Raw genomic sequence first — 12,260 nt, 5'->3', positions numbered from 1 at the left:
GATCTGCGTGCCTTAACTCGCTACTTATTGTTCGAGAATTGGGATCATTTGCTGACCTTTATGATTGAAGGACTGGAGTTAGAAGTCCCGCCCAACTCCAGTTGATTTTTCATAATGAGAATTGCTGTTAGCTGAGGACGGTCAGAGCACGATCGATAGCGGTCAGGGCACGATCGATTTCTTCAGTCGTGACGATCAGTGGTGGCACAAAGCGGACGACTTTGGGACCTGCTGGAACGAGTAGAACGCCTTCTTGAATCGCGACTTTGACAATATCGGCGGCAGTGAAATTGCTCTCAGCGCTGAGTTCTAGACCGTTGATCAGTCCCCAACCGCGAACTTCTGAGATCAGCGTGGGGAATTTGTGGGCGATTTGGGTGAGACCGGAGCGGAGTTGTTCGCCACGGACTTGAACTTGGGCGAGAAGATTTTCACGCTCGATCGTGTGGCAGACTGCGAGAGCGACCGCACAGGCAAATGGATTTCCGCCAAAGGTGCTGGCGTGATCTCCAGGGGCGAATACGTTGCAATGGGATTTGCAGAGCATTGCACCGATCGGGACACCGCCACCTAATCCTTTTGCAGAGGTGAAAATATCGGGTTCGATGCTAAGATTTTCATAACCCCAGAGTTTGCCGCTGCGTCCCATGCCGACTTGAACTTCGTCCATGATCAGGAGAATGCCTTTTTCGTCGCAGAGTTGGCGGACGGCGTGGAAGTAAGCGAGATCACCGGGACGGACACCACCTTCGCCTTGTAAGCCTTCGAGCATGATGGCGGCGACTTGGGGTTCGGATTGGTCGAGTTCAGCGATCGTGCTTTTCAAGGCTTCGACATCGTTGTAGGGGACGTAGTGGAAGCCTGGAACGAGAGGATTAAAGTTTTGCTGGTATTTGGGCTGTCCAGTGGCGGTAATCGTGGCGAGAGTGCGTCCGTGGAAGCTGGCGTTTGCCGTAATGATTACAGGGTTGGAGATGTTGCAGACGGTGTGAGCGTATTTGCGGGCGAGTTTGATTGCGGCTTCGTTGGCTTCGGCTCCGGAGTTACAGAAAAAAGCGCGATCGGCACAAGAATGATCGACGAGCCATTTCGCGAGTTCGCCTTGGGGTTCGTTGTAGTAGAGGTTGGAGACGTGGACGAGGGTTTGGGCTTGCTCGGTAACAGCGGCGACCATTGCAGGGTGGGCATGACCGAGGGTGCAGGTGGCGATTCCGGCGACGAAATCCAGATATTCTCGCCCTTGGTCGTCCCACACGCGAGAGCCTGAGCCGCGAACTAAAGTTAACGGGAAGCGGGCATACGTGGTCATCACGTATTCGTCAAATTCTGCGGTGGAGAAGGGAGTGGGGGATTTTACAAGGGTTTCTGGACTCACTGCTTTTAATCCTTAAATGAGCGGGGAAAAGAACATCTTAATGGAAGTTTTTCGAGAGCGGGAGAGTGCGTTGATTTTGGAACAGCAAAGCTGGGCGACGCAATCTTGCCTAGATCCAGTATGGTCTTTAGAGGCGATTCGGGGTGAGACAGTCACAAAATGATGACACAGCAAGTTTTGGCGATCGCAACGGGCGATCAGGGACAGTTTGCACAGTTGGTTACGGTGCTGATCATTTTGCTGCTGGTGGCAACGATCGTGGCATTGTTGTCGAGACGGTTGCGGGTTCCGTATGTGACTGGGTTGGTTTTGGCGGGAGTTGCGATCGCGGAATTTTTGCCTCGAAAAATTGGGCTGGATTCGGCACTGATTATTAATTTGTTTCTGCCGATTTTGTTGTTCGAGGCGGCGATTAATACGGATATTCGACGGTTGCGAAGTACGTTGATGCCGATTTTGCTGCTGGCAGGTCCGGGAGTGTTGATTGCGGTAGGGGTGACCGCGATTGGGTTGAAGTTCGGGCTGACATTGCCCTGGGTTCCCGCGTTGTTGGCGGGAGTCATTTTGGCGATTACGGATACCGTGTCAGTGATTGCTGTGTTTAAAGAGGTGGCAGTTCCGTCGCGGTTAATTACGATCGTGGAAGGGGAGAGTCTGTTCAACGATGGGATTGCGCTCGTTTTATTTAGTTTGATTCTGAAATTTAATGCAACTGGAAGTATTACGTTGTTCGATGGTTTGCGTGAATTGGTGTTTGTGATTATAGGAGGAGTGGCGGTTGGACTGGTATTGGGCTATTTGGGCGTGGGATTGTATCGGCAATCGGAAGATGATCCGCTCAGTAGTATTTTGTTGACGGTTGCGATCGCGCTGAGTGCGTTTCAGCTTTGCCAGTTTTTGAGCGTTTCGGGTGTCGTAGCAGTTGTGATTGCGGGATTGATGGTCGGGAACTTAGAGCGATCGCAGAGCGTTTCCGCATCAAGTCGCATTACTGTTCTAAGTTTCTGGGAATATGCAGGATTTGGGGTGAATACCTTTATTTTCTTGCTGATTGGGTTGGAGCTTCGGTTAGATACTTTGGGACGGACTTTGCCCGCAGTATTGTTGGCAGTGTTGGCGTATCAGATTGGGAGATTGTTAGCAGTCTATCCATTGTTAGCCTTAGTAAAAGTATTCGATCGACCTATTCCATTGAAATGGCAGCACGTTTTGTTTCTGGGAAATATCAAAGGATCATTGTCAATGGCTTTGGTGCTGAGTTTGCCAGCAAACATTCCGGGGAGAGAGTCATTGATTGCGATCGTATTTGGCGCAGTTCTTTTGTCGCTAGTGGGTCAAGCAGTAGGATTGCCGTTAGCAGTTCAGAGATTACAGTTATCTCATACCTCAGAGACGCAGCAGTGGATTGAAGGATTGCAATCGCAGTTAATGACCGCAAAAGCAGCACAAGATGAACTCGATACCTTGTTGAAAAGTGGAGTGCTGCCGAAATCAGTTTATGAAGAACTACGATCGAGCTATCAAATTAAAGTTGCAGCGGCAGAGCGATCGTTGAGGGACTTTTACAATCGTCGATCGGAAAAAGCAGTTGAAATCGCAATTCGAGATTCGAGATTTGATGCAGTCAGGCGGCGATTGTTGTTAGCAGAGAAGAATGCACTGACTGATGCGTTGAGAAAGCGGATCTTGTCTGAGGAAGTTGTGCGATCGCGGTTGAAAGCGATTGATGAACAGTTACTCAATGCAGATGATTAGCACACGGAAGGTGCTCACCCGTCCTAAATCGATTGTGGTGAGCAATAAAATTAAGTGTTGTTTTCTTACAATTTTGATACTATTCTTCCTCTGCTGCGATTTTCCATCTACAATCTGCCGTAGTGTCTTAAGAAGATGCTTTAGAATAATCGTTCATTGCTTTGAAGGTAGTCGTTCATTGCATGAGTCGCCCCTCGAATGAATTCGGGGCTATCGGAACAGAGTCTATTGAGACAGACTGAAAAGCTTGCTGTACATAGCTTTTAGTTTCATTTATTGAACTTTCCACCGATAGACTGCGGTTTCAATCACGGGTGGATGCGACGGAAGTGAAGGATTCTTAAAGCGTCTTATTAGGATGACTTCGTTAGCGATCGACATTATTTCGTAGTCTTTGTTTTAGCGCTCCAGATGCTGCGGATTCTTTTGACTTTGTAGCTTGTCACTACATTAGAAGATTCTGAATAGATAGATTGAATAGAAAGTTTGCGGCTTGATTCTGTGCATTGCTACCAGAAGAGGAAACATTATGCCCGTCACTCCGACTTATCCCGGTGTTTACATTGAGGAAATCCCAAGCGGTGTCCGAACCATTACCGGAGTTGCAACCGCGATTACAGCATTTATCGGTCAAGCGCTTCGAGGAGCTGTTAATACTCCTATTCGGATTCAGAGCTATGCTGAGTTTGAGCGGCAATTTGGGGGACTGTGGATTAAAAGTCCAATGTCTTATATGGTGCAGCAGTACTTTCTGAATGGTGGAAGTGATGCACTGATTATCCGAGTGGTTGGAAAAGACGCAGCAGCAGGAACAGCAACAGCATCGAATATTGGTCTAACTGCAAAGAGTCCAGGGACTTGGAGTGGTGGTTTAGCGGCTTCTGTTAGCGCCGTTGATCCAAGTATTAGGGATGAAGATGATTCTTTGTTTAATCTCACAATTAGTCGGAGAGTAGAACCCACGCCACTTCAACGCGCTTTGGATAGTAATGCACCGCCCACTTATGTAGAGTTAGAGGTGTTTCGGAACGTGTCGTGGAAAACAGATTCTCCTCGGTACGTGAAGAAAGTGGTGGATCAACAGTCTGCGTTAGCGAATGTATCCACACCGCCCACAGCAATGCCAAGTCCAATTCCTACTGCGGCTCCGGCTGGTTTTGCGAATGGAGTGGATGGAGAAACACCGACTTATGCTGAATATTTGGGAGATGCAGGAGAAAAGACGGGATTGTTCGCGTTAGAAAAAGCAGATTTGTTTAACTTGCTGTGTATTGCTCCTCGATCGCTCGATGAAGCCGTTGCAAACGAGGATTCTCCTGGAGGACTGACGCTGCTCAGAACGGCGTTAGCTTACTGTGAAGAACGTCGATCGATGTTGTTGGTTGATCCGCCCACAGGTTGGAATAAGCCTTCAGATGCTCAAAGTGGTATCGATAGCTTGGGCTTGCGAAGTCCGAATGCAGTAGTTTATTACCCACGGGTGAAGCTTCCTGATGCAGCAAGAGAGTTTCGGTTAGAAGAGTTTCCGCCCTCTGGAATTATGGCGGGAATCTATGCCCGGACGGACGTTCAGAGAGGTGTGTGGAAAGCTCCAGCGGGAATTGATGCGGTGCTATCGGGTGTGAGTCAGTTGTCGTATAACATGACCGATAAAGAGAATGGCATCTTGAATCCGTTAGGGGTGAATTGTTTGAGGACATTTCCGGTGTATGGGAATGTAGCTTGGGGTGCGAGAACATTGAAGGGCGCGGATGCACTGGCTTCGGAGTGGAAGTATGTTCCGGTGCGGCGATTGGCGCTGTTTCTCGAAGAAAGCTTGTACCGGGGTACAAAATGGGTCGTGTTTGAGCCGAATGATGAGCCGCTGTGGTCGCAGATTCGATTGAACATTGGCGCATTTATGAACAATCTATTTCGACAAGGTGCGTTTCAGGGAAGTTCGCCTACAGAAGCTTACTTTGTCAAATGTGATAAAGAGACTACGACACAGAATGATATTGACCTGGGGATTGTGAATATTGTGGTGGGTTATGCACCGTTGAAGCCTGCGGAGTTCGTCATTCTGAAGTTCCAGCAGATTGCTGGAAAGATTGCGACTTAGGATTACAAACTAGGTCGATCGACAATGGGTTAGATGTCTTAAACAGAATGATTGGAGGAAACAATGGCACAGTTCTCAGTCAATACGGAACGGTTTGATCCGTATAAGAATTTTAAGTTTCGGGTGAAAGTCAATGGGCAGTATGTTGCAGGGGTGAGCAAGGTTGGAGGACTCAAGCGATCGACAGAAGTAATCAGTCATCGTGAGGGCGGAGATGCCAGCACACAGCGACATTCACCCGGACAGAGTAAGTACGATCCGATTACTTTAGAACGTGGCGTGACACACGATACGATGTTTGAAGATTGGGCAAATCGGGTTTGGAACTATCGGAATGCTCAGGCAGCACCAGACAGTCGAACAAAAGAAATGGGATTGAAGAACTTCCGACAAGACATCATTATTGATGTGTTTAATGAAGCGGGACAGAAAGCAATTTCTTACAAAGTCTATCGCTGCTGGGTGTCGGAGTATCAAGCATTGCCAGAACTCGATGCGAATGGGAATGCGATCGCGATTCAAAGCATTCAACTCCAGAACGAGGGCTGGGAGCGCGATACGGACGTGAATGAGCCTTCAGAAGAGGAGATTAAACCGTAAGATGCGATCGCTCTCTGCACAGCAAATTATCCAGGTTTGGGAACTGGGGCAGCGACAGCATTTTCTCGATCGAGCAATAACGATGCTGTCGATGGCTTGTCCAGAACAGACTACTTCAGAACTTGCAGCCTTAAGTATTGGGCAAAGAGATGCTTATTTACTGAGGCTGCGAGAGTTGACGTTTGGAAATCAGATGACCAGTCTTACAGCTTGTCCGCATTGTCAGGAAAAGCTAGAGTCTACGCTGAATGTATCGAACTTTCGGATTGTAGAATTGCAGCGATCGCAGCCCCAAGTTTATCGCTGTCGGATTGATTCGTATGAATTGCAGTTTCGATTGGCAAATAGTTGGGATTTAGCTGCGATCGCTGGGCAAAAAGATGCAATGCAGGCAAAGACGATTCTGGAGCAGCGTTGTTTGCTTCAGGCGAACTTGGATGGGCAATTGGTGAACTATGATCAGTTGCCTACTGGAGTCATTGAACAGTTTGGGGAAACATTGTCGGACTATGATCCTCAAGCTGAAATTCTGTTGAGTTTTGATTGTCCTGCTTGTGGGCATCAATGGAATTTGTTGTTTGATATTGTGGCGTTTTTTTGGACAGAGCTTACGGTACAGGCAAAACGATTGCTTCATGAAGTGCATGTGTTAGCTAGGTTTTATGGTTGGCGTGAGATCGATATTTTGAGCATGACAACCGCCCGACGACAGTTGTATTTGGGTTTAGTAAGCTGATGGCAAACTATTTTTTAGGCTTAGCAGAACGAACTTTGGGGCTGAGAGAAACGCTGCAACCGTCGATCGCGTCCATGTTCGAGCCTGGAATGATGTTGATGGAAGATTGCAGTGAGGAGAACTCGGAGACGATCGAACAACGGGTTTTACCGCCGTCGGAACAGTCGTCGGATGCTCAGTTTTTTTTTCGATCGTCGCCTCTGAAGCCGAATTCTGAGATTGAACAGAGGCAGGAACAGCAAGTCGCAGTAGGGAAACCATTACCGGGCTTTGGAGTGAATTTGATTTCGGGTAGTCCTTCGCTTCGTTTGGGGGGAATTGTGCCCACTAAATCCCCCACGGGTGGAGGACTTTATGCTGAAGAGTCTGGGATTGGGATGACAGGGTTGGGATCTTCCATTAAGCGTTTGGGGATCGATGAAATTGAGAATGCTGAAACGGTTTTATTAGGAAATGTTCAAGGTAGTCTATCTCGGATTGATGTTGCTGATAGTGGATTGTTGGGTGGGAATTTGTCGATCGATAATCAACCATTGCCAAGTCAGTTGAGTATTTCTGGTTTAGTATCGTTAGATTCTGCGATCGACCTTGGGCAATCTGGGGAAGCGAATTCGCAGGTATATGGGAAGTTTGACGGACAGAATTTGCAGACATACGGGCGATTTGAGGAATTGAATTCGCGACTGAATTCGATCGCGAATTCACGATTGGATTTACAGAGGTGCTCTGGCGAATGGAATTCGCAGCTATACAAACAAAGTGTGCCTCCGCACACTAACAGCAAGCCAATTCGAGATGATAGGCTTCGTGTGTTTAGCTCTGAGGCTCACTTGGAAGAGGATCGTGTGGGAGAGGATTGGTTCGCTGTTCAATCTCAATTGGGGTTTAAGGAGACAGAACGTGATGTGCAAACTTCTCGGAGTGCCCTCACCCCCAGCCCCTCTCCCAAGTTTGGGAGAGGGGAGCAAGAGTTCCGGTTCCCCTTCTCCCAAGCTTGGGAGAAGGGGCTAGGGGATGAGGGCAGAATCGGCAAGAACGAAGATGAAGATTCATCACTGACAATGAAACCACCCTACTCTCCGAAGACAGGAGAGGGAAGCAAGAGTTTGGTTTCTTTGTTTCTACCTTTGGAGAAAGGGTTAGCTCAGATCTTGCAGCAGTCTCAACAAGCGATTGTTCCAGGTTCTCGTGCATTGCATTCACCCGCCCCGGACTGGAAGTCGGGGCTAATAGAACCAAGTCCACTCAAGGGGACTGAAAGCACATTTCAGCTTCTTCAGTCCGATGAAACGGACTTCGCACCGTTAGCCCCAAATTCTACTCCGGAGCGAGATAGCGCAGAGGACGAAATGCCTAAAATACGTCTTGTTGGGAATGGTGCAAGATTTAAGTTAGGGAATGAGAACTATCCTCAAGTTGAACATCACGGTATAGGGCAATTGATCGATCGATTTCAAGCCTCTAGTTCGACTCAGCAATTTGATAATCACAATCGTTTGCTAATTACAGAAAGGACAAAGACACAACAAGATGGATTGAATGAACCTATTTCTACGAGTTCTTGGTCTGACAATCAACAATTTAACAGTTCATCTATTAGGAAAGATATTGAAGAAGCATCCTTGAAGAACGCACCTGGTATCATCGCCCCGATTCTGATAGATGCTGAAAATGAGCAACTATTGGATTCAGCGATCGCACAAATTAAAGAGGCAAACTATCGTTCTCAAGCTTCTGATCACACAGCCCCGAATCAAAGAGGCTTTTCCTCGGAAGATAGAACAAAAACAGTTGACCAAAATATCGTTTTAGTTCGTGAAGATATACCCGGTTTAGATCATTCAGAGTTCTCTTCAATTTCAGAAGCCCAACAATCGGGATTTAGAGCCGAGGTTCATCGCACTATTGAGAATTCGCCTGATCCACAGCAAGTCAGATTAGTCGCTGAAGATCAAATCAGTACAGTCGATCATTCAGAGCAAATTGTACAAAGTCCATCTGTAAGTTCCTTGTTTCTCAAGGAGATAGAATGTGATTCTCAAGCGAAATTAGCTCAACCTGAAATCGTTTCTCAAGTCCGATCGAGCAATTTATCCAAACCTGAAAAACGTACTGAGCCTGATTTAGAAAAATTGGCTCGGCTCTCTAAAGTAACATCTCGATCGCAATCTGTACCTCAGATTGTTGCTACTCAAGAAGATCGATCGCCAAATCGGATTGTTCGATCGCAGTTAGACGAAAACGAATCAATTTCTGAGCAATTTCCTGAACTATCACCCTTGGAAGCAAGACGCGATCGCAGTATTCCAGAAACATCCAACCCTTCGCAGAACTATCAATCTTCTCAAATTCCAAACGTTCAGCTAACGTCCACAATACGAGAAGAGATCGAAGAACAGCATCGAAAAAGAACTCTCGCACCAGAGCCAGCACAGCCGCCCGCTCCAAGAACGATCGCTTATTTTCGTCCGTCGCTCAAGCTCGGTGACTATCTTAAACGGCGCAGAGGTGACACATGAGTAACGCACTCGCGATCGCGGCAACGACAACCACTTTACGATCGCTGCTCTTTCAAGGGGTCAGAAATGAGCTAGGGAGTGGAAGTGTCACTGTGCGACCGCTTGATAAAGCACGTGGCAACAATGACGGGAATCAAATTAATCTATTTCTGTACCATACTGCGGTCAGCGGTGCGTGGCGCAATATGGACATGCCACATCAGGGTAAAGCGGGTGAAACTCGCCCATTTCCATTGGGACTGGAGCTTTACTATCTTGTGACAGCCTACGGCGAAAACGACAATGATATCCAAAGTCATCGGTTGCTTGGACAGGCGATGAGCGTATTACATGATCACACGATTTTGAGTCCCGCAGAGATCGAACTTGCAACCCGTCCGACTGAAGCGGATAGTGCTTTGTTTAGTAGTGATCTACATCAGCAGATTGAACGAATTCGCCTTGTTCTATTAAAGCTATCGTTTGATGAAATTGCTCAAATCTGGCGACCCTTTCAGGCACAATATCGAATCTCAGCCGCTTATCAAGCCTCGATCGTACTGATCGAAAGTGGATTACCCGTGAAAACTCCACTGCCTGTGTTGCGTCGTGGCAGTGATGATCGAGGCGCGATCGCGGTTGCTTCACTCCCACCAACTTTGTTAGAAATTAGTCCGCCGAATCGCAAACCGAGTGCAGAACTGGGAGATATTTTAGTCATTCGGGGCGATCGCTTAGAAGGAGATTTAACCGTTCGGTTTCGCAGTGTGCTATCTGATGCTGAGATTGAAATTGCTCCTTTGAGCGATCGCACAATCAACGAACTTCGAGTGCAACTCTCTGAAGCTTTAGATTGGGTAGGCGGACTTTATACAGTTTCAGTGGTCGATCGCTCTGCTGCTCCAGGATGGGCAACAAATGATTTGCCGATCGCGTTGGCTCCTAAAGTAACAACGGTTGATCCCTTAACTGCACCAAGCGGCGATGTGACGCTAACTTTAACTTGTACTCCAGAAGTTCGATCGACACAGCGAATCAGCTTATTGTGGGGCGATCGAGAAATTCCACCTGAATCCATCTCACCTTTAAGATTTCGCATTCCGAATGCTGAACCGGGTAACTATGTGATTCGGTTGAGAGTCGATCGGGTTGATAGCATTCCGGTAAATTTTGGGGCGCGTCCCCTTCAGTTTGCAGAGAATCAAACGGTGAGGATCACATGACTTGGCAAGAAGCAAACTCTCACTACTTATCGGTTGCAATCCACTGGTTGCGGCTTCGGCTTCAGCGCATGATTCCAGACACAACCGTAACAGAGGATGAACTTGCTGAAGCTGAAACGAGGATGCTGGATGCCGAAGCGATCGAGCCACCACCTGCACTGATCACATTAAGTTCAATTTTAGGATTAACTCGGTTTGAACAGTTGATCCTATTGCTCTGTGTTGCAATGGAACTCGACACCCAGATTGCAAGTTTCTGTGCCAAAGTCCAAGATGATCCGGCTCGATGCTATCCGACTTATGCCCTTGCATTATCTCTGTTTGATCATCCAGTTTGGGATGTTGTTTCTCCAGAGCGACCGTTACGATCGTGGCGATTAATTGAGATTCACCAATCAGGAGTGCAACCGCTCACCGTCAGCGCAATCAAAGCGGATGAACGAATTGTTAACTATGCGAAGGGGTTGAACTATTTAGACGATCGCTTAAATTCGCTGCTGGCTCCACTTGATGCGGATCAAGCTTTGGCTCCCTCTCAACACCGAGTCGTGAATGCGATCGTGGAGCAACTCGAAGCCAATGGGGATGATCTACCGAAAATTCAATTACTAGGCAGCGATCGATCGAGTAAACAATCGGTTGCTTTAGCGGTTGTGGAACAGTTTGAAATTCCACTGTATCGAATGCGCGTAGAACTCTTACCCACTCATGCTTCTGAGCTAGAAACGCTGATTCGTTTATGGCAGCGAGAAATTCAGCTATTTCCGATCGCAGTTTATCTAGACGGGCAACCGATCGAGAACAATGCCGCAGCAGCCCTCAAAATCTTTTTGGAGAGTACACAAGGCTTATTCTTTTTGGATATGCGAGAGCAGACAAGCTCATTCGATCAGCCGTCCTTGTCGTTTGAAGTGGAGAAACCGACCTCGATCGAGCAGTGGCAAATTTGGCAAGAATTTTTAGGACAATCTAACCATGCAGGTTTACTGGCAGGACAATTTAACTTGAATTTAACTGAAATTCAGCAAGCGGCGAATACGACTCAGTTCGATCGACTTTGGGAATCGTGCCTGATGCGAACTCGTCCCCGCTTAGATGCTTTGGCACAGCGATTAGACACAAAGGCAACCTGGGAAAACATTGTATTACCTCAATCAGAAACGAATTTATTGCACCAGATTGCAGCTCAGGTGAGGCATCGAAGTATCGTTTATGACGAATGGGGATTTCGCGATCGCATGAATCGAGGATTGGGTGTGACTGCGCTCTTTGCAGGCGAAAGCGGCACCGGGAAAACAATGGCAGCAGAAGTCATTGCAAATGAACTGAAGTTGAATTTGTATCGGATTGATCTCTCTGCCGTTGTGAGCAAGTACATTGGCGAAACTGAAAAGAATCTTCGTAAACTGTTTGATGCCGCTGAAGATGGAGGTGCGATTCTGTTCTTTGATGAGGCGGATGCGTTGTTTGGTAAGCGCAGTGAAGTGAAAGATTCGCACGATCGATATGCCAACATTGAGACTAACTATTTGCTTCAACGGATTGAAGCTTATCGCGGTCTAGCCATTCTCGCCACAAATTTGAAAAGCTCACTGGATCAAGCATTTATGCGACGATTGCGGTTTGTGATTAACTTTCCGTTTCCGTCGATTAGCGATCGACAAAGATTGTGGGAGAAAGTGTTTCCGCCACAAATTCCGAAAGCTAAAGATCTTGATTATGCTTGGTTAGCTCGTTTACCATTGACAGGAGGAAGTATCATGAATATTGCTTTGAATTCAGCGTTTGAGGCGGCAGCGAGTGAGGAGCGACAGATTACGATGCCGTTAGTGTTGACAGTGGCACGGACGGAATTTCGGAAGCTCGATCGACCTGTGAATGAAGCGGATTTTGTCTGGAAACTTCCAGAAACAAAGCTGAAATCATTCTCGCCTGCGCCTAACTGAGTTAACCCTGTTGGCAGATAGGATTC

8 protein-coding genes are annotated in these 12,260 nt (G+C 47.4%); 7 read left to right on the top strand and 1 reads right to left on the bottom strand.

Going from position 1 to position 12,260, the window contains the following annotated elements; translation table 11 throughout:
• Positions 1 to 127: 127 nt before the first annotated feature.
• Positions 128 to 1,375: an aspartate aminotransferase family protein gene (locus ACQ4M5_RS18765; protein ID WP_430677190.1), complete on the bottom strand. Its 1,248-nt coding sequence runs from the start codon at positions 1,373 to 1,375 to the stop codon at positions 128 to 130.
• 159 nt (positions 1,376 to 1,534) lie between these two features.
• Here ACQ4M5_RS18765 and ACQ4M5_RS18760 point away from each other — a divergent pair, with 159 nt between their 5' ends.
• The 7 genes from ACQ4M5_RS18760 to ACQ4M5_RS18730 all read left to right on the top strand — a co-directional run bounded on the left by ACQ4M5_RS18760 (position 1,535) and on the right by ACQ4M5_RS18730 (position 12,234).
• Entirely contained in the window at positions 1,535 to 3,130 is a 1,596-nt protein-coding gene (locus ACQ4M5_RS18760) for a cation:proton antiporter (protein WP_430677189.1), read from the top strand.
• 529 nt (positions 3,131 to 3,659) lie between these two features.
• Positions 3,660 to 5,231, top strand: a complete 1,572-nt coding sequence (locus tag ACQ4M5_RS18755) for a phage tail sheath C-terminal domain-containing protein (RefSeq protein ID WP_430677188.1) — start codon at positions 3,660 to 3,662, stop codon at positions 5,229 to 5,231.
• Between the two features lie 63 nt (positions 5,232 to 5,294).
• Positions 5,295 to 5,831, top strand: coding sequence for a phage tail protein (locus ACQ4M5_RS18750; protein WP_068385056.1), 537 nt, complete (start codon positions 5,295 to 5,297; stop codon positions 5,829 to 5,831).
• Positions 5,800 to 6,567 (top strand): phage baseplate protein, encoded by a 768-nt coding sequence (locus ACQ4M5_RS18745; RefSeq protein ID WP_430677187.1) that lies wholly within the window; start codon positions 5,800 to 5,802, stop codon positions 6,565 to 6,567. The genes ACQ4M5_RS18750 and ACQ4M5_RS18745 overlap by 32 nt, the downstream gene beginning before the upstream one ends.
• Positions 6,567 to 9,086, top strand: a complete 2,520-nt coding sequence (locus tag ACQ4M5_RS18740; RefSeq protein WP_430677186.1) for a hypothetical protein — start codon at positions 6,567 to 6,569, stop codon at positions 9,084 to 9,086. The genes ACQ4M5_RS18745 and ACQ4M5_RS18740 overlap by 1 nt, the downstream gene beginning before the upstream one ends.
• Positions 9,083 to 10,288 (top strand): DUF4255 domain-containing protein, encoded by a 1,206-nt coding sequence (locus tag ACQ4M5_RS18735; RefSeq protein ID WP_430677185.1) that lies wholly within the window; start codon positions 9,083 to 9,085, stop codon positions 10,286 to 10,288. Before ACQ4M5_RS18740 ends, ACQ4M5_RS18735 begins: the two co-directional genes overlap by 4 nt.
• Positions 10,285 to 12,234 (top strand): ATP-binding protein, encoded by a 1,950-nt coding sequence (locus ACQ4M5_RS18730; RefSeq protein WP_430677184.1) that lies wholly within the window; start codon positions 10,285 to 10,287, stop codon positions 12,232 to 12,234. Before ACQ4M5_RS18735 ends, ACQ4M5_RS18730 begins: the two co-directional genes overlap by 4 nt.
• The last annotated feature ends 26 nt before the right edge of the window (positions 12,235 to 12,260 follow it).

Source organism: Leptolyngbya sp. AN10 (assembly GCF_050565645.1).
GTDB lineage: Bacteria > Cyanobacteriota > Cyanobacteriia > Leptolyngbyales > Leptolyngbyaceae > Leptolyngbya.
The sequence above is the reverse complement of the archived record's forward strand: the minus strand, read 5'-3'. Positions and strand labels throughout refer to the sequence as shown.

Excerpts from the sequence above, each read along its gene's own strand:
- ACQ4M5_RS18745 (WP_430677187.1), top strand. The coding sequence starts at position 5,800 with ATGAGCCTTCAGAAGAGGAGATTAAACCGTAAGATGCGATCGCTCTCT.
- ACQ4M5_RS18750 (WP_068385056.1), top strand. The coding sequence starts at position 5,295 with ATGGCACAGTTCTCAGTCAATACGGAACGGTTTGATCCGTATAAGAAT.
- ACQ4M5_RS18755 (WP_430677188.1), top strand. The coding sequence starts at position 3,660 with ATGCCCGTCACTCCGACTTATCCCGGTGTTTACATTGAGGAAATCCCA.
- ACQ4M5_RS18735 (WP_430677185.1), top strand. The coding sequence starts at position 9,083 with ATGAGTAACGCACTCGCGATCGCGGCAACGACAACCACTTTACGATCG.
- ACQ4M5_RS18730 (WP_430677184.1), top strand. The coding sequence starts at position 10,285 with ATGACTTGGCAAGAAGCAAACTCTCACTACTTATCGGTTGCAATCCAC.
- ACQ4M5_RS18760 (WP_430677189.1), top strand. The coding sequence starts at position 1,535 with ATGATGACACAGCAAGTTTTGGCGATCGCAACGGGCGATCAGGGACAG.
- ACQ4M5_RS18740 (WP_430677186.1), top strand. The coding sequence starts at position 6,567 with ATGGCAAACTATTTTTTAGGCTTAGCAGAACGAACTTTGGGGCTGAGA.